The organism is Pseudomonas sp. XK-1, assembly GCF_038069885.1.
Taxonomy (GTDB): domain Bacteria; phylum Pseudomonadota; class Gammaproteobacteria; order Pseudomonadales; family Pseudomonadaceae; genus Aquipseudomonas.
In genome coordinates, this window is sequence record NZ_JBBPES010000001.1 from 1,122,695 (window position 1) to 1,143,864 (window position 21,170).

Annotated in this window: 19 protein-coding genes; 16 read left to right on the plus strand and 3 right to left on the minus strand. The window is 63.9% G+C overall.

The window, feature by feature from the left end:
- Positions 1-35: 35 nt before the first annotated feature.
- The 5 genes from WMW70_RS05005 to WMW70_RS05025 all read left to right on the plus strand — a co-directional run bounded on the left by WMW70_RS05005 (position 36) and on the right by WMW70_RS05025 (position 4,045).
- A complete protein-coding gene (locus WMW70_RS05005; protein ID WP_341436382.1) occupies positions 36-746 on the plus strand; it encodes a TetR/AcrR family transcriptional regulator in 711 nt (236 codons plus the stop codon).
- 33 nt (positions 747-779) lie between these two features.
- Positions 780-1,331 carry a hypothetical protein gene (locus tag WMW70_RS05010; RefSeq protein ID WP_341436383.1) on the plus strand — a complete coding sequence of 184 codons (552 nt, stop codon included), beginning with the start codon at positions 780-782 and terminating at the stop codon, positions 1,329-1,331.
- A gap of 52 nt (positions 1,332-1,383) precedes the next feature.
- Positions 1,384-2,679 carry a flavohemoglobin expression-modulating QEGLA motif protein gene (locus WMW70_RS05015; protein ID WP_341436384.1) on the plus strand — a complete coding sequence of 432 codons (1,296 nt, stop codon included), beginning with the start codon at positions 1,384-1,386 and terminating at the stop codon, positions 2,677-2,679.
- Between the two features lie 203 nt (positions 2,680-2,882).
- Positions 2,883-3,629 carry a TIGR00266 family protein gene (locus tag WMW70_RS05020; RefSeq protein ID WP_341436385.1) on the plus strand — a complete coding sequence of 249 codons (747 nt, stop codon included), beginning with the start codon at positions 2,883-2,885 and terminating at the stop codon, positions 3,627-3,629.
- 92 nt (positions 3,630-3,721) lie between these two features.
- Positions 3,722-4,045: a hypothetical protein gene (locus WMW70_RS05025; protein ID WP_341436386.1), complete on the plus strand. Its 324-nt coding sequence runs from the start codon at positions 3,722-3,724 to the stop codon at positions 4,043-4,045.
- An 84-nt stretch (positions 4,046-4,129) separates the two neighbouring features.
- Here WMW70_RS05025 and WMW70_RS05030 read toward each other — a convergent pair whose 3' ends face one another.
- A complete protein-coding gene (locus tag WMW70_RS05030) occupies positions 4,130-4,474 on the minus strand; it encodes a pilin assembly protein (RefSeq protein WP_341436387.1) in 345 nt (114 codons plus the stop codon).
- Positions 4,475-4,640: 166 nt separating this feature from the next.
- On the opposite strand from WMW70_RS05030, the gene ppc reads away from it, so the two are divergent.
- From ppc to WMW70_RS05065, 7 genes are all read left to right on the plus strand, one after another.
- Positions 4,641-7,277, plus strand: coding sequence for a phosphoenolpyruvate carboxylase (gene ppc / locus WMW70_RS05035; RefSeq protein WP_341436388.1), 2,637 nt, complete (start codon positions 4,641-4,643; stop codon positions 7,275-7,277).
- A gap of 249 nt (positions 7,278-7,526) precedes the next feature.
- Positions 7,527-8,174, plus strand: a complete 648-nt coding sequence (gene adk / locus WMW70_RS05040) for an adenylate kinase (RefSeq protein WP_341436389.1) — start codon at positions 7,527-7,529, stop codon at positions 8,172-8,174.
- A 342-nt stretch (positions 8,175-8,516) separates the two neighbouring features.
- On the plus strand, positions 8,517-9,302 hold the full coding sequence (locus tag WMW70_RS05045; protein WP_341436390.1) for a 5'-nucleotidase, lipoprotein e(P4) family: 786 nt from the start codon (positions 8,517-8,519) through the stop codon (positions 9,300-9,302).
- Between the two features lie 148 nt (positions 9,303-9,450).
- Positions 9,451-10,131, plus strand: a complete 681-nt coding sequence (gene tsaB / locus WMW70_RS05050; protein WP_341436391.1) for a tRNA (adenosine(37)-N6)-threonylcarbamoyltransferase complex dimerization subunit type 1 TsaB — start codon at positions 9,451-9,453, stop codon at positions 10,129-10,131.
- A gap of 139 nt (positions 10,132-10,270) precedes the next feature.
- Entirely contained in the window at positions 10,271-10,612 is a 342-nt protein-coding gene (locus WMW70_RS05055) for a hypothetical protein (RefSeq protein WP_341436392.1), read from the plus strand.
- Positions 10,613-10,640: 28 nt separating this feature from the next.
- A complete protein-coding gene (locus WMW70_RS05060) occupies positions 10,641-11,501 on the plus strand; it encodes a DUF72 domain-containing protein (protein ID WP_341436393.1) in 861 nt (286 codons plus the stop codon).
- Positions 11,502-11,514: 13 nt separating this feature from the next.
- Positions 11,515-12,207: an extensin-like domain-containing protein gene (locus WMW70_RS05065; protein WP_341436394.1), complete on the plus strand. Its 693-nt coding sequence runs from the start codon at positions 11,515-11,517 to the stop codon at positions 12,205-12,207.
- A gap of 167 nt (positions 12,208-12,374) precedes the next feature.
- On the opposite strand, the gene WMW70_RS05070 is transcribed toward WMW70_RS05065, so the two are convergent.
- Positions 12,375-13,142, minus strand: coding sequence for a hypothetical protein (locus tag WMW70_RS05070; RefSeq protein ID WP_341436395.1), 768 nt, complete (start codon positions 13,140-13,142; stop codon positions 12,375-12,377).
- A 106-nt stretch (positions 13,143-13,248) separates the two neighbouring features.
- Here WMW70_RS05070 and WMW70_RS05075 point away from each other — a divergent pair, with 106 nt between their 5' ends.
- Entirely contained in the window at positions 13,249-14,043 is a 795-nt protein-coding gene (locus WMW70_RS05075) for a class I SAM-dependent methyltransferase (RefSeq protein ID WP_341436396.1), read from the plus strand.
- A 22-nt stretch (positions 14,044-14,065) separates the two neighbouring features.
- On the opposite strand, the gene WMW70_RS05080 is transcribed toward WMW70_RS05075, so the two are convergent.
- On the minus strand, positions 14,066-14,704 hold the full coding sequence (locus WMW70_RS05080; RefSeq protein WP_341436397.1) for a TetR/AcrR family transcriptional regulator: 639 nt from the start codon (positions 14,702-14,704) through the stop codon (positions 14,066-14,068).
- A gap of 91 nt (positions 14,705-14,795) precedes the next feature.
- Here WMW70_RS05080 and WMW70_RS05085 point away from each other — a divergent pair, with 91 nt between their 5' ends.
- The 3 genes from WMW70_RS05085 to gtfA all read left to right on the plus strand — a co-directional run bounded on the left by WMW70_RS05085 (position 14,796) and on the right by gtfA (position 20,880).
- Entirely contained in the window at positions 14,796-15,899 is a 1,104-nt protein-coding gene (locus tag WMW70_RS05085) for an efflux RND transporter periplasmic adaptor subunit (RefSeq protein ID WP_341436398.1), read from the plus strand.
- A 5-nt stretch (positions 15,900-15,904) separates the two neighbouring features.
- Positions 15,905-18,985: an efflux RND transporter permease subunit gene (locus WMW70_RS05090; RefSeq protein WP_341436399.1), complete on the plus strand. Its 3,081-nt coding sequence runs from the start codon at positions 15,905-15,907 to the stop codon at positions 18,983-18,985.
- A 452-nt stretch (positions 18,986-19,437) separates the two neighbouring features.
- A complete protein-coding gene (gene gtfA / locus WMW70_RS05095; protein WP_341436400.1) occupies positions 19,438-20,880 on the plus strand; it encodes a sucrose phosphorylase in 1,443 nt (480 codons plus the stop codon).
- Positions 20,881-21,170 lie beyond the last annotated feature (290 nt).

Below are 21,170 nucleotides of genomic sequence, written 5' to 3' on the forward strand. Positions count from 1 at the left end.
CCCCTTCACATGCCAGAGAGGAATGCCCAGTCGTGATGCCCAGGACTGCCCAGGAAAGCGCCACCCATGTGGCCAACGCCGTCGCAGAAAGTGTTCAGTATCAGGGGCGCAAGGCCAGCCGCCAGGGCAGCGAGCAGCGCCGTCAGGCGATTCTCGATGCGGCCATGCGCATTATCGTGCGCGAGGGCGTGCGCGCCGTGCGCCATCGCGCGGTGGCCGCCGAGGCGGCGGTGCCGCTGTCGGCCACTACCTATTACTTCAAGGATATCGATGACCTGATCACCGATACCTTCGCCCAGTTCGTCGAGCGCAGCGCCGCCCATATGGCGCACTTCTGGAGCAGCACCCAGGGCCTGTTGCAGCAGCAGGTCAGCCAGCTCGATGGCAGTGTCGAGGCGCGGCGGCGACTGGCCAACGAGATCGCCCGGCTGGCGCTGGAGTACGTGCGCAATCAGTTGCTCAATCGCCGCGAGCATCTGCTGGCCGAGCAGGCCTTTCAGCAGGAAGCCCTGCTCAATCCGCGTCTGCACGCGCTGGTGCGCTCTCATCGGCAGATTCTGCTGCAGGGCGTCACACACTTTTTCCAGGTACTGGGTTCGCAGCAGCCGGAGCAGGATGCCAAGCTCTTGACGGCGATTATTCTGCGCATGGAGTATCAAGGCCTGCTCGAGGGTGTCGAACATCTGGACAGCGAGGATATGTTGGCCATTCTTAAACGATATATGCATCTGGTGCTGGGGCTCTGAGCCCCGCCCATGCGCATCCACAAGGAGAGTTTGATGAAGGCTTGGCGCGCGTTGTTTGCCCTGTCTTTCCTGTTGCTGAGTGGCTGTCTGGTCACATTCAAAGACCCGATCCCGGCCAACGAAGCGGCCCCTATTCCCTTGCTGGGAGAGTGGTCGCGCAAGAACGAATGGGGGGAGCAGCAGTACCTGCAGATCAGCCGTGCCGGCTCCAACCTGTACAAGGCTCAGGTCTATGTAGACAGCCCGGATAACCTCGACAGCCTGGAAGAATACGGCTTTACCGTGGCCCACCATGGTCGCCGCTGGTACTTCTCGGCGGGTTTGCCGCAAAGCCTGGGGGCGAATTTCGCCATCGCCGGTTTCGAGCTGACCCTGGATGGCGAGCTGGTGCTCTACAACCTGGATGTCGACCGCATCATGCAGGAGCTGGAGGCCGGCATCCTGGAGGGCGAGGTGTTCGACAGTGGTCAGGGCGATGGCGTACTGGTGACCAGCCCGCTGGAGCTGGTGTTCGCCTACCTCGACGACCAGGCCAATACCGATGTGTTTATCGAAGTTGCGCGCTATCAGCGTGTAGGTGAATGAGAGGATTGACGGGTGGTGTTTCGGCGACCCGCTGGACGGATATGGGGCAAGCATGAATAGCCAGGCAGGGTTGGACGACTACCAGTTGATCGTACGGGCATTGTCCGATCGGATTGTCGAGGCGCAGACACCGATCCGCGTGCTGGATGCGGTGAAGTGGGACGACAGCGTGCGCGCCGAGTTTCTCAAGCACAAAGGCCGGCAGCTGCCGGCAATTGACCGCGGCTATTACCAGGGCCGCCCGCTGGCCTTCGATGCCTCGGCCAAGAAGCTGGAATTCCAGAATATCGAGCGCGATGTCACCCGCCAGCTCGGCCAGTTCAACCCGGTCGGGCAGATCATGCGGCGCATGTGCCGCGAGTACCGCATGGTGATCCGCATGCTCGAGGCGCGCGGCACCGAGGACTTCGGCCTGATCTCCCAGGAGCTCTACGGCGCGGCCTCCGATGCCTTCCATGCCGGCGACCCGACCCTGGCCGACCTGGGCCTGATGTTTTCCGACTTTCTCAATAACATCGACAAGCGCGGAGACCTCAAGGACGAACCCAAGAACCTCAACGCCAAGGAGGCCGTCGACCTGCTGCAGCGGCGGCTGAACAAGGTGTTCGGCGAGGAGGAGAGCACCATCCGGGTGTTCGAGTCCGACGGCATCCTCGCCGATGCTGCCGCCGGTGCCGACTACATCAAGATCCGCAGCGACGCCACCTTCAACGAGCGCGACGTCAAGGCCCTGGAAGTCCACGAAGGCCTGGTGCATGTGGCCACCACCCTCAACGGTCTGAACCAGCCGGTGTGCACCTTCCTGTCCAAGGGCCCGCCATCCTCCACCGTGACCCAGGAGGGCCTGGCGATTCTGATGGAGGTGATTGCCTTCGCCTCCTACCCGACCCGCCTGCGCAAGCTGACCAACCGCACCCGCGCCATTCATATGGCCGAGGAGGGCGCGGACTTCCTCCAGGTGTTCGACTTCTACCGCGAGCAGGGTTTCAGCCAGGAAGACAGCTACAGCAACGCCAACCGGGTGTTCCGCGGCTCGACCCCCACCGGCATGCCTTTCACCAAGGATCTGTCCTACCTGAAGGGCTTTATCATGGTCTACAACTACATCCAGCTCGCCGTGCGCAAGGGCAAGCTGGAGCAGATACCCCTGCTGTTCTGCGGCAAGACCACCCTGGAAGACATGCGCACCCTGCGCCAGCTGGTGGACGAGGGCCTGGTGACACCGCCCAAATACCTGCCGCCGCAATTCAGCGATCTCAACTCGCTGTCGGCCTGGATGTGTTTCTCCAACTTCCTGAACCATTTGAGTCTGGACAGGATCGAAGCCGACTACGCCAATATCCTCTAGGAGCTTCTGCGCTCGGTCATGCGGCGTTGCCCACGACCTGAAAAATGCTCATTTACAGTCGTAAACTCCGCTTTTTCAGATCGTGCGCGCCTTAACTAGGCGTTCCCGCCTGACCTTCGCTCGTGACGCTCCTAGTCCTTCAATAGGTTAACCGTAGCCCGGATACAATCCGGGGCGATTTTCCCGCTTGCCAGGAGCTCCCCATGCCCAGCCATCAACTCGACTACGAAATCCTCGGTGCTTCGGCGCAGAGCGTGGAAATCATCCTTGATCCGGGCGAGACGGTGATCGCCGAGGCCGGAACGATGAACTACATGACCGACGGCGTGCGTTTCGAAACACGCATGGGCGATGGCTCGGCCACGGGGGTGCTGGGCAAACTCTGGGGCATGGGCAAGCGCATGCTGACTGGCGAATCGCTGTTTATGACGCACTTCACCAATGCCGGCAAAAACCCGGCGCGGGTGGCGTTCGCAGCGCCCTATCCGGGTACCGTGGTGCCGATCCAGTTGAGCGAACATGGCGGCACGCTGATCTGCCAGAAAGACGCCTTTCTCTGCGCCGCCCATGGCACCGCGGTCGGTATCAGCTTCAACAAGCGTCTGGGGGCAGGCTTCTTTGGCGGCGAGGGATTTATCCTGCAGAAGCTCGAGGGCGACGGCCTGGTCTTCGTGCATGCCGGCGGCACGGTGATTCGCAAGGAGCTGCGCAACGAAACCCTGCGTCTGGACACCGGCTGCCTGGTGGCCTTTACCCAGGGCATCGATTATGACATCGGCCTGGCCGGTGGCCTGAAGAGCATGCTGTTCGGCGGCGAGGGGATTTTCCTGGCGACGCTCAAGGGCACCGGTACGGTATGGGTGCAGAGCCTGCCTTTCTCGCGTCTGGCCGAACGTGTCTACGAGGCCACCTTCAAGGCCCGGGAAGAAGTGCGCGCCGGTGGCAAGTGATGCGGCAATCTAGGCCTTTGCAGGCGGGAGAGTTTGTTGCAAGCTGCGCCGCCTGTGCTTAGCCTGCCAACTGTTAATACCGAGAATCTGTAATGAGCGAACTGAACCCCATCCCCCTGATCCTTACCGCCATTGCCAGCGTCTGCGCCACTGTGGCGACGCTCGGCTACTACGGCTACCTGCATATCGCCAAGCCGGAAGACGCCCTGTTGCTGTCCGAGTTCACCATGCTCAAGACCATTCCCGGCGAGGACTACAAGGTGTCGTTGAAGCCAGCCAGCCAGGTCGCGCAGTGCGTCGATGGCGTGCTGGTGCTGTTCGATCTGCAGCAGAAGGGGCTCAGCGGCGTGCTGATCGACCAGCGTAAGCAGGCCGTGCGTTGCGCCGGCGAACAGGTTCCTGCGGCCAGTCAGTGAGCTGAAATCGCTGTAGCCGGCGTTAACGCCAGACCGCAGCAATTGTGGCGGGTTGTCCCCGCCCGGCATGACCTTGGCGGCCCTTCAGTGGCTGCTGCTGTCTGACTGGTCGTTGAGCTCGTGCAGGTATTTGCGCGCCAGGGTGAGAAAGCGCGGGGTCGGGCCGATGTCTTCGTAGAGCGGGTCGCCTTGCTCGTCGGTGGCCACCACCTGGTTGCCCTGCACATAGGGCATGCTGGCTTCCAGTTCTTCCAGGGCCGCGCCTATCAGTTCGCCAAGCAGTTCCTGCGGGCTGCGTTTGGGGTACATCTCGCAGAGGGCGGCAATGCGCGCCGCCGACTCCAGGTCGAGATGGATATGGTAGGTCGTCGGTGTCAGACGGCCTTTGGCCTGTTCTTCCCAGGTACTTACGAGTTCGCGAATCTTCATGCTGGATAGTCCTTGGCCCTTTTGTAAAAGGCCGTTAGGGGCGATCGAAGTGTGCATACGCAAAGCCTAGACCGCCGTTAAGCCTACATGCAGTTGGAGTCGCGCCCTTGTAAGAAGTTGCCGCGCTGGGCACTCTTGGGGCCTGGGATCAATGGAGGCAGCAGTCATGGCAGAAATCGACGCGCGTTTGCGTGAAGACGTGCATCAGCTCGGCGAACTCTTGGGTGACACCATCCGCAGTCAGCGTGGCGCAGCCTTTCTCGACAAGATCGAGCGCATCCGCAAGGGGGCCAAGGGCGCACGACGTGGCTCGGCGGCCGGGGCCGAACAGCTCAGTGCGACCCTCAATCAGCTCGACGATGACGAGTTGCTGCCGGTGGCCCGCGCCTTCAACCAGTTTCTCAATCTGGCCAATATCGCCGAGCAGTACCACCGGGTGCGCCGTCGTGGCCCCGACGAGGCGGAACCGTTCGAGGCCAGCGTGCTGGCCGAGCTGCTGCAACGTCTGCTGGCCAATGGTCAGGGCGGCGAGGCCCTGGCCCGGCAGTTTGGCCGTCTGGATATCGAACTGGTGCTGACCGCCCACCCCACCGAGGTGGCGCGGCGTACCCTGATTCAGAAGTACGACGCCATTGCCGAAGAACTGGCGGCCGGCGATCACAGCGACCTGTCCCTGGCCGAGCGCGAGGCGGTCCGGCAGCGCCTGCACCGGCTGATTGCCGAGGCCTGGCATACCGAGGAAATCCGCCGCAGCCGACCCAGTCCGGTGGATGAGGCCAAGTGGGGCTTTGCGGTGATCGAGCATTCGCTCTGGCAAGCCCTGCCGAACGTGATGCGCAAGGCCGACCAGGCCCTGCATGCGGCCACCGGCTTCCATTTGCCGCTGGATGCCGCGCCGATCCGCTTCGCCTCCTGGATGGGCGGCGACCGTGACGGCAACCCCAATGTCACCGCCGCGGTAACCCGCGAAGTGTTGCTGCTGGCGCGCTGGATGGCCGCCGACCTGTACCTGCGCGATATCGACCAACTGGCCTCCTCGCTGTCCATGCAGCAGGCCAGCCCTGAGCTGCTGGCGCGGGTCGGGGCCAGCGCCGAACCCTATCGCAGCCTGCTCAAGCAGTTGCGCGAGCGCCTGCGCGCGACCCGTAGCTGGGCCCAGGCGGCCCTGACCGAGCGCCTGGAGGCTCCTGCGGCGGTCTTGCAGGACAACCGCGAGCTGCTCGCCCCCCTGACCCTCTGCTACCAGTCGCTGCATGCATGCGGCATGGGCGTGATCGCCGACGGCCCGCTGCTCGACTGCCTGCGCCGCGCCGCCACCTTCGGCCTGTTCCTGCTGCGTCTGGATGTACGTCAGGATTCCAGCCGACATGCCGCGGCCATGAGCGAAATCACCGAATACCTGGGCCTGGGCCGTTATGCCGAATGGGACGAAGAGGCCCGCGTGGCCTTCCTCCTGGCCGAGCTGGAAAACCGCCGGCCGCTGCTGCCCGGGCACTTCAAGCCCAGCGGCGAAACCGAAGAGGTGCTGGCCACCTGCCGCGAGGTGGCCAACGCCCCGGCGGCGTCACTGGGTTCCTATGTGATCTCCATGGCCGGCGCGGCTTCCGATGTGCTGGCGGTGCAGCTGCTGCTCAAGGAAGCCGGCTTGCAGCGGCCGATCCGCGTGGTGCCACTGTTCGAGACCCTCGCCGACCTGGATAACGCCGGCCCGGTGATCAGCCGCCTGCTTGGCCTGCATGGCTACCGCGCGCGTTTGCATGGCCCGCAGGAGGTGATGATCGGCTATTCCGACTCGGCCAAGGATGCCGGCACTACCGCCGCGGCCTGGGCCCAGTACCGCGCTCAGGAAACTCTGGTTCAGGTGTGTCGCGATAACCAGGTCGAGCTGCTGCTGTTCCACGGCCGCGGCGGTACCGTCGGTCGCGGCGGCGGCCCGGCCCATGCGGCCATCCTCTCGCAGCCACCGGGCTCGGTGGCGGGGCGCTTCCGCACCACCGAGCAGGGCGAGATGATCCGCTTCAAGTTCGGCCTGCCGGATATTGCCGAGCAGAACCTCAACCTCTATCTGGCCGCCGTACTGGAAGCCACCCTGTTGCCGCCCCCCAGCCCCGAGCCGGCCTGGCGCGAGCTGATGGACAAACTGGCCGCCGATGGCGTCAGTGCATACCGCAGCGTGGTGCGCGAGCATCCGCAATTCGTCGAGTATTTCCGCCAGGCCACCCCGGAACAGGAGCTCGGCCGCCTGCCCCTGGGCAGTCGCCCGGCCAAGCGCCGCGAGGGCGGAGTGGAGAGCCTGCGCGCGATTCCCTGGATCTTCGCCTGGACCCAGACCCGCCTGATGCTGCCGGCCTGGCTGGGCTGGGAATACGCCCTGGGCAATGCCATGAGGCGCGGTGAAGGCGAGTTGCTGGCGCAGATGCGCGAGCACTGGCCGTTCTTCCGCACCCGTATCGATATGCTGGAAATGGTCCTGGCCAAGGCCGACGAGGCCATCGCCCGGCTCTATGACGAGCGTCTGGTCGAGCCGCAATTGCAGCCTCTGGGCGAGCATTTACGCGGCTTATTGTCGCAGGCGGTGGCCGCGGTACTGGGGCTGACCGGGCAGTCGCAGTTGCTCGGGCACAGTCCCGAGACCCTGGAGTCGATCAGCGTGCGCAACACCTATCTGGACCCCCTGCACCTGCTTCAGGCCGAGCTGCTGGCCCGCGCCAGGCAGCGCGATAACCAGGCCGACAGCCCTCTGGAACAGGCTCTGCTGGTCAGTGTGGCGGGTATTGCCGCGGGTTTGCGCAATACCGGTTAAGGCCTGCAGTTGAGGGCTTGGGGCCTGCTGGCGAATACGCGCAGGCCCCGGTCCAAGGCGCGATCCGACGCTGCCTTGGTCGTAGTTCTATCCGACTTTCGGTGGCTTGTGCGCTGGGGGTGCGCTGTGTATCTTGATCGGCCTTTGGCAATCTGGCCGCCCCTGCGGGACCACTTGCCCGAACCATTCTGAGATTGGCCCCACGAGGCGAGTCCGACGATTTTTCTTTGAATCTTGAGGAGCACATCAATGCGCGTGATTTTGCTGGGGGCGCCAGGTGCCGGTAAGGGTACCCAAGCTGGTTTCATCACCAAGAAATTTGGTATTCCGCAAATCTCCACCGGCGACATGCTGCGTGCTGCCGTCAAGGCCGGTACCGAACTGGGCCTGAAAGCCAAGAGCGTGATGGACAGCGGCGGTCTGGTTTCCGACGATCTGATCATCAACCTGGTCAAGGAACGCATCACCCAGGCCGACTGTGTCAATGGTTTCCTCTTCGACGGCTTCCCGCGCACCATTCCCCAGGCCGAAGCCCTTAAGGAAGCGGGCGTGGTTATCGACCACGTGGTGGAAATCGCCGTTGATGACGAAGAAATCGTCGGTCGTATCGCTGGCCGTCGCGTGCATCCGGCCTCGGGTCGCGTCTACCACACCGAACATAATCCGCCGAAAGTTGCCGGTAAGGACGACGAAACAGGTGACGAGCTGATCCAGCGCGAAGACGACAAGGAAGAAACCGTACGTCATCGCCTGTCGGTCTATCACTCGCAGACCAAGCCGCTGGTGGATTTCTACCAGAAGCTCGCTGCTGCTGACGGCACGCCGAAGTACAGCGCCATTGCCGGCGTGGGTTCGGTCGACGAGATCACCGCCAAGGTGCTTGCAGCTCTTAGCTAAGCCTTGTTGCAGTCAGCCAACGGCCCGCTTTTGCGGGCCGTTGTCGTTTCTGCGGTTGGCGCGCTGGACTCGCTGAACGTCGTTCATGGAACAGTAACCTTGCTCGCCTAAGCTAGCATCGGTTCTGGTCTATACCAGGCGGAAGATGGTTTTAGACTTTTTAGGTCTTAGCAGGCCGTTGAAAAACGTAGGCGAGGCAGGAAAGACAAGGTAAAAACGGCCGAGGACGCGGAGTTTACTGGCTGTAAATGAGCATTCCGAGGCCGGTTTTAACGCAGTATTGCCAACGCAGGTAGTTTTTCAACGGTCTGTTAGCCCATACCAAGAAAGGGAGAGCGTTCAATGACCGAGAAAACAGCAAAGAGTGCTATCTGGCTGGGCCTGGCCCTAGCGCTGGCGGGGAGTTCTGCGGCCTTCGCTGATATCCAGGCGAAGCCCAAGACCGACTGCACTGTCGCCGAGTTCACCATGGGCCTGCGTTTCCAGCAGCAATCGGCGGAAGTTCAGGCCCTGCAGTTGCAGGCCTACAACATCGCGACGCTGAAGCTGGATGCGGCAGTGGCCGCCGCGAAAGATCCGTCGAAGCTGGCCATCGTCACCGACCTGGATGAAACCGTTATCGATAACAGCGCCCTGTTGGCGCGAGACCTGGCCAACTGTCACACCTATGACGCCTGGGACACCTGGCTGCCCTGGGAGCGCGACGGCACCCCGGTGCTGATTCCCGGAGCGAAGAAATTCCTTGAGCACGCCAACAAGCTCGGGGTGACCATTCGCTATATCTCGGACCGTGCCGACGAGCAGAAGCCACACACCCTGGCCACCCTGAGCAAGCTCGGCCTGCCGCAGATATCTGAAGAAAGCGTGCTGCTGCTGGGCCCACCCAAGGTCGAGCGGCGCGCCATCGTCAGCGCCGATCATCAGATCGTGCTGTTGCTGGGCGATACGCTGCACGACTTCGATGGGCGTTTCCGCAAGACGCCGCTGGCCGATCAGCGCGCCACCGTGGCCGGCGAAGCGGACAAATGGGGTACCGAGTGGATCGTCTTCCCCAATGCGGGCTACGGCACCTGGTCCAAGGCCCCTCTGAAAGCCTGGGAAGCCGAGACCGTGATCGAGGCCTGGTAAGCCGCTGTTGGCTGAGTGCGCACCGGGTCTGTTCGGGCCCAGTACGCGCCAGCTGCCCGGGGGCCCGTGAGCGTGTCAGTGATTGCGCTGGAAAAAAAAGCCTCAAGCCGTTCTAATGCCGGTCCATTTCGTCACCTGTCCGAATGCAATGACCACTCTCCTGGCCCTGGATACCGCCACCGAAGCCTGCTCCGTTGCCCTGCTGCACAACGGTCAGGTGCTCAGCCATTACGAAGTGATCCCGCGCCTGCATGCCCAGCGCCTGTTGCCGATGATCAAGCAGCTGCTGGCCGATGCCGGGGTGCCGCTGTCGGCGCTCGACGCCATTGCCTTTGGTCGCGGCCCCGGGGCCTTTACCGGCGTGCGTATCGCCATCGGCGTAGTGCAGGGGCTGGCTTTTGCCCTGGAGCGTCCGGTGCTGCCGATATCCAACCTGGCCGTGCTGGCCCAACGCAGCCTGCGCGAGCACGGCGCGCAGCAGGTGGCGGCGGCCATCGATGCACGTATGGATGAAATCTACTGGGGTTGTTACCGCGCCGAGCAGGGCGAGATGCGCCTGCAGGGCCTCGAAGCCGTGCTGCCGCCGGAGCAGGCCAGCCTGCCCCGCGACGCCAGTGGCGAGTGGTTTGGCGCGGGCACTGGCTGGGGCACCTTTGCCGCGCGGATTCCGCTGGCGGTGGTGGGGCAGGACGCGGCCATGCTGCCCCATGCCGAAGACCTGCTGAGCCTGGCGCATTTCGCCTGGCAGCGCGGCGAAGCCGTGGCGGCGGACCTGGCGCAGCCGGTGTACCTGCGCGACAAGGTCGCGACGCCCAAGGCACCGCTCTGAGTCAGTTTGCTCGCCCGGCGGCGGCACCTTCCGTCGCACGTATAGCCGGCTCGGCAGTGGCCGATTGCCAAGCGCCCCCTGCAAGGCTAAATTGCCATCACCTGTATCCATCGTTGGCTGAACAGCCGAGCAGTAACTGATGCGAATCGACGGTTTTACCCCCTCATATCTGCCAGATCGCAGCGCCCGCGCGGGCTCTGCGGTCACGCCCTTTCGCGAAGCTCAGCGCGAGGTAGAGGCACGTCGTGAGCAACCGGCTTCGCCTGCCAGCAGCCAGGGCCTGGAGCAGGCGCCCCAGGAGCGCAAGGTCGACGCCGGCAATGCCAGCAGCGACAGCCTGCCGGCGCGTCTTCAGGATCAGCTCTATCAGCCACCCTTGAACAACCGCGCCGCCCAGGCCCTGGCTAGCTACAGCTCCACCGCCAGCTTCGCCGTCGATGCGGATGCCCAGCAGGTAATGGGTCTCGACCTCTACGCCTGACGTTTTGTTGCCCTGGTCACAAGAACCGATGCTTCCCTACTACCTTGGCTGCCCGTCATGGAGCGAGCCGGCCTGGCGCGGTTCACTGTATCCCCAGAGCTGCCGTCCGGCAGATTTCCTGGCGCGCTACGGCCAGGTGTTCAACGCCGTGGAAGGCAACACCACCTTCTATGCACCGCCCTCAGTCGAGACCGTGGCGCGCTGGGCCGAGCGCATGCCGGCGCATCTGCGTTTCTGCGCGAAGTTGCCGCGGGAGATCAGCCATGGCGGCGATCTGCGCGAGCAGTTGAGCGCAGCCGAGGATTTTCGCCGGTTGCTGGCTCCGCTGGGGCGGCGGGTTGCGCCCTACTGGCTGCAGTTGCCGGCCAGTTTCGGCCCCGCGCGACTGGCTGAGCTGGCTGGGTTTATCGAGCCCTGGATGGCTGGCGAGCTGGCCGTCGAGGTGCGTCATCCGGGGTTCTTCGCCAGGGGCGATGAAGAACGAGCGCTCAACCGTCTGCTGCACGAGCGCGGCATCGAGCGCATCTGTCTGGACTCGCGGGCCCTGTTCAGTTGCGCGTCCAGCGCGCCGGCGGTGCTCCATGCGCAAGCCAAGAAGCCGCGCCTGCCGCTGCGGCCGACGGCCTTCAGCCCGTCACCGCAACTGCGTTTTATCGGCCATCCCGAGTTGCTGGCCAATGATCCCTTTATGACGCCCTGGCTGGACAAGGTGGCGGGCTGGATCGAAGAAGGCCGCACGCCTTACGTGTTTCTGCATACCTCGGATAACCGTCTGGCTCCGCAGCTGGCACAGCGCTTTCATCAGCAATTGATGCTCCGACTGCCGGGTTTGGCGGCGTTGCCCGAGCTGCACAGCGAGGCCGAGGTCGAGCAACTGGGTCTGCTCTGATAGGCTGCGCGGCATGACCTTCTTTCGTGCCTTGCTGATTCTTTGTGTCGTGCTGGCCGGCCTGTTGCTGGCGCTCTGGCGTGGTGTGCTGGATGTGCCGCCGCGCTGGAACCCCTGGGCGGTGCTGGATATTCGCGAGACGCCCAATCTGCTCACCGGCTTCAAGCTCTGGCGGCTGCAGGACAACCCTGCGCTGTGCCAGCAAGCCCTGAGCACCTCGGCCATGCGTTACACCCAGCAGCGCGATGGCAACCCCGAGGCGGCCTGCCCGCTGGAAAATGCCCTGCGGGTGCAGGCCTCTGGTGTGCAGTTCAGCAGCAGCTTTCTGGCCAGTTGTCCGCTGGCCGCAGCCTTTGCCCTGTTCGAGCGCCACGGCCTGCAGCCTGCGGCCCACGCGGTGTTCGGCCAGCCGGTGGTGCAGGTCGAACATGTCGGCAGCTTCGCCTGCCGCAGCATCGCCGATAGCCAGCGGCGCAGCCAGCATGCCTCGGCCAATGCGCTGGATATCGTCGGTTTTCGTCTGGCCGATGGCCGACGCATCAGCGTGCTGCACGACTGGCCCAAGCAGGGCGAAAATGCGCAGTTTCTGCGCCAGGTCCAGCAGGCGGCGTGCACAAGCTTCAACACCACCCTCGGCCCGGAATACAACGCCGCCCACCGCGATCACTTTCATGTGGATATGGGGATGTGGCGGATGTGTCGCTGAGAACCTGGTTCGGATCTGCTGCGCGTCGGCCCTGCGGCGTTAAAAACAGGTTCGGAATGCTCATGTACAAAAGTACACTCCGCTTCCTCGCCTATTTTTGCCTTGCATGGCTCTAGCTCGCGAGATCGGAACACAGGTTCTGCAAGCGTCCCTGCGGGCTGCCGCGCTTAACGCTGCGCCAATAGCAGATCGGCGGCCTGGCCGCTGCGGCCGTCGGCGAATTCGAAGCGGCCGAGCTGGGCGATCTCGTCATAGGCCCCCAGGGCTATCTGCACATCTCGCGCTTGCAGCTCAATGGCGCTGACCCCGGCCTGGCTCAGCGTCTGGCTCGATTGCCGGCCCCGGGCGTCGAAGCGCAGCAGGCTGAGGCGCTCGAAGATGGCGTCCTGGGCATCGATACGGCCGTCGCCGTTGTCGTCGTACCTGCCCAGTTCGGCAAAGCCGTTGGCCGCGCCATGCTGGTCGCCGAACAGCTCGCGGCCATCGTCGATCCGCCCATTGCCGTTACGATCCAGGGCGAGCAGGGCGTCGTCGCCGGTGGGTACGCTGATCTGGTCGAGTTTGCCGTCGGCATCCAGGTCGAAGCGCACCGAGCGGCTCAGGCCGCTGGTGCTGAAACCATTGCCGGCGATATCCAGCACCAGTGGGTCGGTCTGCTGTGGTTCGGGGTTGAAGCTGACGTTGAGTTCCAGCTGGCTTTGGGCGGCCAGTTCCTGAAAGTCGCTGACCTGGGTGTTGACTGCCGCGGGCTCGCTGGGCGCAGCGGCGGCGCTGTCGGGGCCGGCAGGGGCCTCGTCTTTATCGATCATCAGGGTGCGCCGCAGGATCTGATAGTCCAGCGAGGCGCGCTTGCCTTCATCCAGCGTCTCACCGATCGAGCCGGTGCTGGCGGGCGACGGGGCGACGCTGCGCGGGGCGGAAATTACATCGAACATGGCGAACTCGGTGCGGCTGGAAGCTGCCGGGTCTGGCAAAATGCCGCTCAGGCAGGTTGTCGGCTGTTTTGGCAGTCAATTGAGTGATTTTTGAGCACATTTTCTGATGAGTGATGAGCGGCTAATAGCCAGAATTCGTATGCAGGCCCTGGCCCCCCATCTGCAGGCTGCGGCCGCAACCTGGGCGGCGCGCCTGGATTTGCCGCTGGAGGGCGACAGCGAGTTTGCCCTGCAGCTGGGCGAGGGCGGCTTGCAGCTGGTCGAGCTGGGCCCCCAGGCACCCGGACCGGTCAAGGTGGATTTTGTCGAAGGCGCGGTGGCTCATCGCCGGCTGTTTGGTGGCGGCAGTGGGCAGATGATCGCCAAGGCGGTCGGGGTGCAGTCTGGGGTGCGTCCCACTGTGCTGGATGCCACCGCTGGCTTGGGCCGCGATGCCTTCGTGCTGGCCAGCCTGGGTTGCCGCATGACCCTGATCGAGCGTCAGCCGCTGATCGCCGCCTTGCTCGAAGACGGTCTGGCCCGCGCCGCCCTGGATCGCGATGTCGCGCCGATTGCCGCGCAGATGCGGCTGCTGACGGGCAATGCCATCGAGCTGATGCGCGCCTGGCAGGGCGAGCCGCCTCAGGTGATCTACCTCGACCCGATGTTTCCCCATCGCGACAAGAGCGCCCTGGTGAAGAAGGAGATGCGCCTGTTTCGACCCTTTGTCGGCGACGACCTGGACGCGCCGGCCCTGCTCGAAGCGGCGCTGAACCTGGCCAGCCATCGAGTGGTGGTCAAGCGCCCGCGCAAGGCCCCGCTGATCGACGGGGCCAAGCCGGGCTATGCCCTGGAGGGCAAATCCAGTCGATACGACATCTACCCGAAGAAGAAGCTGCAGGCCGCCAGCGAGCAGGCCTGAACCGTTCTACCGCGTAGCGTGCCTATTCCGCGCGATAGGCACGCAGAAAGACCCCCACCGCATCGCGCACATGCTGCTCGGCGGCCTCGCCCTGTTGGGCTTCGCCGCAGCCGATCAGCAGGCGGAAGTTGGCCCCGCCCTTGATCAGGCAGAAAAACTGATCCGCCGCGCTCACCGGGTCGGCTATGCGCAGCTTGCCGGCCTGGTCGGCCTGGCGCAGCAGATCAGCCATGCCGTGCAGCACCCGCTGCGGGCCGGCTTCGTAGAACATCTTCGACAGCTTTGAGTCCTGCGCAGCCAGGCTGACCATCAGGCGGTGCAGCGCCACCGACTCACAGCTGTTGATCAGCACATGGAAGCCGCGGCCGATGCTCAGCAGCACCTGCTCGATCGGCGCGTCGTCGCTCAGCTCGAACAGCAGCTCCGGCAACTGCTCCTGGCACTTGGACTGCACCGCGGCGGCGAACAGGGTCTCCTTGTCGGTGAAGTGGCTGTACACCGTGAGCTTGGAAACCCCGGCTTCAGCGGCAATCGCATCCATGCTGCTGCCGTCGTAGCCGTTGCCCAGGAACAGGGTTTTCGCCGCTTCGAGAATGGCTTGGCGCTTGGCCAGATCTTTGGGGCGGCCGGGGCCGCTGGGTGGCAACACTTTGTTTGGCATTGGTCGTTTTTAATACTGGACTAGTGAGTTTGCTATTTTTACTATACCCGTCAGTACAAATATTCCATAGCCTCCTGAAAGGTTGGTCATCATGTTCCGCCAAGCCCTGTCTGTTGCCTTGCCTGCCAGTCTAATTGTATTGCTCGCCGCCTGCGGCAATGGCGAGCCGGTCGAGGTCGCCGTGCGCCCTGCCATGGTGGTGCAGCCGCAGCTATCCGGCGATCTGATGGATGCCTACCCCGGTGAGGTGCGTGCGCGCCTGGAGCCGGAGCTGGCCTTTCGCATCGGCGGCAAGGTGAGCAAGCGCCTGGTCGAGGTGGGGGAGCGGGTGAAGAAGGACCAGCCCCTGGCCGAGCTTGACCCCCAGGACGTGCGCCTGCAGCTTGAGGCCATGCGTGCCCAGGTCGCCGCCGCCGAAGCCAATCTGCAGCTGGTACGCGCCGAGCGCGACCGCTACAAGACCCTGCTGGGGCGCAATCTGGTCAGCCGTTCGCAGTACGACAATGCCGAGAACACCTATCGCGCTGGCGAGGCGCGGGTCAAACAAGTGAAAGCCGAATTCAACGTGGCCAACAACCAGGCCGGCTACGCCGTGCTGCGCGCCTCCGAGGATGGCGTGGTAGCGCGGCGCATGGTCGAGGTAGGGCAGGTGGTGGCCGCCGGGCAAACCGTGTTCACCCTGGCCGCCGACGGCGAGCGCGAAGTGCTGATCAGCCTGCCGGAACAGGCCTTCGAACGCTTCAAGGTTGGCCAGGACGTGGCCGTCGAGCTGTGGTCGCAGCCGGATCAGCGTTTCTCCGGGCGCATTCGCGAGATATCGCCGTCGGCCGATCCGCAGTCGCGTACCTTCGCCGCCCGCGTTGCCTTCGTCGAAGGCAAGGTGCCGGCCGAGCTGGGCCAGAGCGCCCGGGTGTTTATTGCCCATAACGGCGAAGTGCCGCTGGCGGTGCCGTTGTCGGCGCTGACCGCCGAGAAGGGCCAGCCCTATGTCTGGGTGGTCGATCCGAAGACCTCCACCCTTAGGCGTACCAATGTGCAGATCGGCCCCTATGGCGAGAAAACCGTGCCGGTGCTCGAAGGCCTGAAGGCCAGCGACTGGGTGGTGGCCGCCGGCGTACAGGTGCTGCGCGAAGGCCAGCAGGTGCGCCCGGTGAATCGGGATAACCGCACCGTTCAGCTGATGGCCGAGGAGTAATCCCGATGGATTTCAACCTCTCCGCCTGGGCCCTGCGCAACCGCCAGATCGTGCTCTATATCATGCTGTTGCTGGCCGTGGTCGGCGGTATTTCCTACACCAAGCTGGGCCAGAGCGAAGACCCGCCCTTTACCTTCAAGGCCATGGTGGTGCAGACCAACTGGCCTGGGGCGAGCGCCGAGGAAGTGGCGCGGCAGGTCACCGAGCGCATCGAAAAGAAGCTGATGGAGACCGGCGACTACGACAGGATCGTCTCCTTCTCTCGCCCCGGCGTGTCCCAGGTGACCTTTATCGCCCGCGACTCGATGCGCTCCAAGGACATTCCCGATCTGTTCTACCAGGTGCGCAAGAAGGTCAGCGACATTCGCCACACCTTGCCCCAGGGCGTTCAGGGGCCGTTCTTCAACGACGAATTCGGCACCACCTTCGGCAATATCTACGCCCTGACCGGCGATGGCTTCGACTATGCCGTGCTCAAGGACTACGCCGACCGCATCCAGCTGCAGCTGCAGCGGGTCAAGGACGTGGGCAAGGTCGACCTGCTCGGCCTGCAGGATGAAAAGGTCTGGATCGAGCTGTCCAACACCAAGCTGGCCACCCTCGGCCTGCCCCTGGCTGCAGTGCAGCAGGCGCTGGAAGAACAGAACGCGGTGGCCGCTGCCGGCTTCTTCGAAACCACCAGCGACCGCGTGCAACTGCGCGTCACCGGGCGTTTCGAGTCGGTTGATGAAATCCGCAACTTCCCCATTCGTGTGGCCGAGCGCACCTTCCGCATCGCCGATGTGGCCGAGGTCAAGCGCGGCTTCAACGATCCACCCGCGCCGCGCATGCGCTTTATGGGCGAAGACGCCATCGGCCTGGCGGTATCGATGAAGGCCGGCGGCGATATCCTGGTGCTGGGCGATGCGCTGGAAGGCGAGTTCTCCCGTCTGCAGGAAACCCTGCCGGCCGGCATGCAGCTGCGCAAGGTCTCCGACCAGCCGGCGGCGGTGAAAACCGGTGTGGGCGAGTTCGTCCGCGTGCTGGCCGAGGCGGTGATCATCGTCCTGCTGGTGAGCTTCTTCTCCCTTGGCCTGCGCACCGGCCTGGTGGTGGCGCTGTCGATTCCCCTGGTGCTGGCCATGACCTTCGCCAGCATGTATTACCTCGGCATCGGCCTGCACAAGATCTCCCTCGGCGCGCTGGTACTGGCCCTGGGCCTGATGGTGGACGACGCGATCATTGCCGTGGAAATGATGGCGATCAAAATGGAGCAGGGCTACGACCGCATCAAGGCGGCCAGTTACGCCTGGACCAGTACCGCCTTCCCCATGCTCACCGGCACCCTGATCACCGCCGCCGGTTTTCTGCCGATCGCCACGGCGATGTCCGGTACCGGCGAATACACCCGTTCGATCTTCCAGGTGGTGACTATCGCCCTGCTGGTGTCGTGGATCGCCGCGGTGGTCTTCGTACCTTATCTGGGGGCCAAGCTGCTACCAGACCTGGCCAAGCTGCACGCGGCCAAGCATGGCGGCAGCGCCGAGGGCCGTGATCCCTATTCGACGCCGTTCTATAAGCGCGTACGCGGGATGGTGGAGTGGTGCGTGCGCCGGCGCAAGACGGTGATCCTGCTGACCATCGGCCTGTTCGTCGCCTCGATCCTGCTGTTCCGCTTCGTGCCCCAGCAGTTCTTCCCGGCATCCGGCCGCCTGGAGCTGATGGTCGACCTGAAGCTGGAGGAGGGGGCCTCCCTGGCTGCCACCGAAGCACAGGCCAAGCGCCTGGAGCAGCTGCTCCGCGACCACGAAGGCATCGACAACTTCGTCGCCTATGTCGGCACCGGTTCGCCGCGCTTCTATCTGCCGCTCGACCAGCAACTGCCGGCCGCCAGCGTGGCGCAGTTCGTGGTGTTGGCCAAAAGCATCGAGGAGCGTGAGAAGATCCGCCTGTGGCTGATCGGCCTGCTGCATGACGAGTTCCCGACCCTGCGCACCCGTGTCTCGCGCCTGGAAAACGGCCCGCCCGTGGGTTACCCGGTGCAGTTTCGCGTCTCCGGCGAGCATATCGATGAAGTGCGCGCCCTGGGCCGCCAGGTCGCCGCCAAGGTGCGCGACAACCCCCATGTGACCAACGTACACCTGGACTGGGAAGAGCCGAGCAAGGTGGTGCGCCTGAATATCGACCAGGAGCGCGCCCGCGCCCTGGGCGTCAGCACCGCCGATCTGTCGCGCTTTCTGCAGAGCTCGCTGACCGGCTCGCCAGTCAGCCATTACCGCGAAGGCAACGAGCTGATCGAGATCCTCTTGCGCGGCACCTTGAGCGAGCGCCAGGAACTGGGCCTGCTACCGAGCCTGGCGGTGCCCACCGACAGTGGCAAGAGCGTGCCGCTGGCGCAGATCGCCACCCTGGAGTACGGCTTCGAGGAAGGCGTGATCTGGCACCGCAACCGCCTGCCCACGGTCACCGTGCGCGCCGATGTGTACGGCAAGGAACAGCCGGCCAGCCTGGTCAAGCAGATACTGCCGACCCTGGAGCCGATCCGCGAGGTGCTGCCGGACGGCTATCAGCTGGAAGTCGGCGGCAGCGTGGAGGACTCCAGTCGCGGGCAGAAGTCGGTCAACGCCGGTATCCCGCTGTTTATCGTGGTAGTGCTGACTCTGCTGATGCTGCAGCTGAAAAGCTTCTCGCGCTCGGCCATGGTGTTTCTCACCGCGCCCCTGGGGCTGATCGGTGTGACCCTGTTCCTGCTGATCTTCCGCCAGCCCTTCGGCTTCGTCGCCATGCTCGGCACCATCGCCCTGTCGGGGATGATCATGCGCAACTCGGTGATCCTGGTCGATCAGATCGAACAGGATATCGCCGCCGGCATGGACCGCTGGCACGCGATTATCGAAGCCACAGTGCGGCGCTTCCGGCCCATCGTGCTGACCGCCCTGGCGGCGGTGCTGGCGATGATCCCGCTGTCGCGCAGCGTGTTCTTCGGGCCGATGGCGGTGGCCATCATGGGCGGCCTGATCGTCGCCACGGCGCTGACCCTGCTGTTCCTGCCGGCACTCTATGCCGCCTGGTTCCGGGTCAAGGAAACGGAGCGTCAGCCGGGCTAACAGACGCTTGATGCATAAAAAAACCAGACCTCAGGGACTGGTTTTTTTATGCAAGTTTGTCCTGTATTTGTAGACGCGGGGGGACCCCTGGTTCCATGCCCGCGAAGCTTTTGCCGTTTCACCATCCCCCTATGCTCACCCGCCTAAACCGTGGCTTCTCGGTGCGCACGGCGCACCCTACGGGAGAGGCCACCCCGCGTTCAAACGCCGCGCCCGTGCGCAACCTGCAGCCGCGATATGGGTGCCTTTCGGGCTGTCATCGAACCGATAGCGGCGGATGCTGTCGCCCCATCTGTCGGCTTCAAGCTGTTAGGGTTGTGGCGGACAGTTGTCGGTGGGCAGGTTCTTTTGCACGTTGAACCGTGGTGTTGCAGGCCTGATTTGCGCGCCGGCTGTCCTGAGCTGCCGGGTGCCGCAGGCAGCTGAAATCCATGAATTCAGGGAGGCTGCACATGCCGCTGAACAATACCGTCCATTTGATCGCCTATCCCAACCGCATCGGCTCGGGGCTGGCCGATCTGGCTGATTTTGTCGAACACAAGCTCGGCCGCGCTGTCGGCGGGGTGCATGTATTGCCGCCTTTCCCGTCGAATGCCGACAGTGGTTTCTCGCCGCTGACCCACAAGCGCATCGACCCGGCCTTCGGCGACTGGGCCGATATCGAACGCCTGAGTGCGAACTACGATGTCTGCCTGGATCTGGTACTCAATCACCTGGCTGACGATTCGCTGGAGTTTCAGGACTACCTGCAAAAGGGCAAGGCCTCGGCCTGGGCCGAGCTGTTTGTCGACGTCGACAGCCTGGGCGAAATCGGCCCGGACGATCTGGCCAAGATCCATATCCGCAAGGAAAAGGAACCGTTCCGCGACATCACCTTTGCCGACGGCAGCAGCGGGCGGGTCTGGTGCACCTTCACCGAACGGCAGATCGACCTCAACTTCGACTCGCCGCTGACCTACCAGATGATGGCCAACACCATCGCCTATCTCGCCGAGCGCGGGGTCAAGCTGCTGCGCCTGGATGCCTTTGGCTACACCACCAAGAAAATCGGCACCAGCTGCTTTCTGGTGGAGCCACAGGTGTGGCATATCCTCGACTGGTTCAAGACCACCGCGGCGGCCAGCGGCATAGAGCTGCTGCCCGAGGTGCACGACCACCCCAGCTGGCAGTACGCCATTTCCGCGCGCGGCATGTGGTCCTATGCCTTTGCTCTGCCGCCCCTGCTGCTGTACACGCTGCTCGACGCCAACAGCCAGTACCTCAAGTCCTGGCTGCGCATGTGCCCGCACAACCAGATCACCGTGCTCGACACCCACGACGGCATCTGCATTCCCGATGTGGAGGAGATTCTGCCGCGCGAGCATATCGAAGCGCTGATCCAGAATGTCTCCGAGCGCAGCGCCGACCCGATCCTGCGCCGCTCGGCGGCCAACGTGCACAGCGTCGGCGCGATCTACCAGCTCACCTGCACCTTCTTCGATGCCTTGCAGGGCAACGAAGACGCCTATATCGCCGCCCGCGCGATCCAGTTCTTCACCCCCGGCATACCGCAGGTCTACTACGTCGGCCTGCTGGCCGGCCAGAACGACACCGAACTGATGCACGAAACCGGCGAAGCGCGGGAAATCAACCGCCACCACTACTCGCTGGATGAAGCCGAGGAAGCCTTGCAGGCCCCGGTGGTGCAACGCCTGCTTAGCCTGATGGAACTGCGCTCCACCCACCCAGCCTTCGCCGGCGAGTTCGAACTGCACCAGTCGAACATGTCCAGCGTCTCGATGGGCTGGCGCGCCGGGGCACACAGCTGCCACCTGTTCGTCGACCTGAACTTCCGCACCGCCACCGTGACCTGCACCGACCCGGATAGTGGTGGGGAGACGAGCTTTAGGTGTTGAGGCGGGTAGGCGCGGCCCATGAACGCGATGCCCTGGTGTGGCGGATGTTTGGCCCTGGATGCTTCCTGCGAGTGTGCTGGCGCGATATGGCTTTGTAGGATGGGTGGAGCGCAGCGATACCCATAAAGCAATCAACCGCATGGGTATCGCGCTGCTCAACCCATCCTACGGGTCTTCCGTAATCCTGTAGGAGCGGGCCATACCCGCGATGCGATGGTGCCGCCAACGCCGAATTCGGTTTGCTTACGCCGCTTGTGCTGTTCCTCGGCTAACGGTTGACTCGCTGTGCT

Bases quoted from the DNA above. Each gene is read 5' to 3' on its own strand.
- WMW70_RS05065 (WP_341436394.1), top strand. From the start codon at position 11,515: ATGACCTTCTTTCGTGCCTTGCTGATTCTTTGTGTCGTGCTGGCCGGC.
- WMW70_RS05090 (WP_341436399.1), top strand. From the start codon at position 15,905: ATGGATTTCAACCTCTCCGCCTGGGCCCTGCGCAACCGCCAGATCGTG.
- WMW70_RS05025 (WP_341436386.1), top strand. From the start codon at position 3,722: ATGAGCGAACTGAACCCCATCCCCCTGATCCTTACCGCCATTGCCAGC.
- ppc (WP_341436388.1), top strand. From the start codon at position 4,641: ATGGCAGAAATCGACGCGCGTTTGCGTGAAGACGTGCATCAGCTCGGC.
- gtfA (WP_341436400.1), top strand. From the start codon at position 19,438: ATGCCGCTGAACAATACCGTCCATTTGATCGCCTATCCCAACCGCATC.
- adk (WP_341436389.1), top strand. From the start codon at position 7,527: ATGCGCGTGATTTTGCTGGGGGCGCCAGGTGCCGGTAAGGGTACCCAA.
- WMW70_RS05030 (WP_341436387.1), bottom strand. From the start codon at position 4,474: ATGAAGATTCGCGAACTCGTAAGTACCTGGGAAGAACAGGCCAAAGGC.
- WMW70_RS05085 (WP_341436398.1), top strand. From the start codon at position 14,796: ATGTTCCGCCAAGCCCTGTCTGTTGCCTTGCCTGCCAGTCTAATTGTA.
- WMW70_RS05080 (WP_341436397.1), bottom strand. From the start codon at position 14,704: ATGCCAAACAAAGTGTTGCCACCCAGCGGCCCCGGCCGCCCCAAAGAT.
- WMW70_RS05005 (WP_341436382.1), top strand. From the start codon at position 36: ATGCCCAGGACTGCCCAGGAAAGCGCCACCCATGTGGCCAACGCCGTC.
- WMW70_RS05055 (WP_341436392.1), top strand. From the start codon at position 10,271: ATGCGAATCGACGGTTTTACCCCCTCATATCTGCCAGATCGCAGCGCC.
- WMW70_RS05075 (WP_341436396.1), top strand. From the start codon at position 13,249: ATGAGTGATGAGCGGCTAATAGCCAGAATTCGTATGCAGGCCCTGGCC.
- WMW70_RS05045 (WP_341436390.1), top strand. From the start codon at position 8,517: ATGACCGAGAAAACAGCAAAGAGTGCTATCTGGCTGGGCCTGGCCCTA.
- tsaB (WP_341436391.1), top strand. From the start codon at position 9,451: ATGACCACTCTCCTGGCCCTGGATACCGCCACCGAAGCCTGCTCCGTT.
- WMW70_RS05015 (WP_341436384.1), top strand. From the start codon at position 1,384: ATGAATAGCCAGGCAGGGTTGGACGACTACCAGTTGATCGTACGGGCA.
- WMW70_RS05070 (WP_341436395.1), bottom strand. From the start codon at position 13,142: ATGTTCGATGTAATTTCCGCCCCGCGCAGCGTCGCCCCGTCGCCCGCC.
- WMW70_RS05020 (WP_341436385.1), top strand. From the start codon at position 2,883: ATGCCCAGCCATCAACTCGACTACGAAATCCTCGGTGCTTCGGCGCAG.
- WMW70_RS05010 (WP_341436383.1), top strand. From the start codon at position 780: ATGAAGGCTTGGCGCGCGTTGTTTGCCCTGTCTTTCCTGTTGCTGAGT.
- WMW70_RS05060 (WP_341436393.1), top strand. From the start codon at position 10,641: ATGCTTCCCTACTACCTTGGCTGCCCGTCATGGAGCGAGCCGGCCTGG.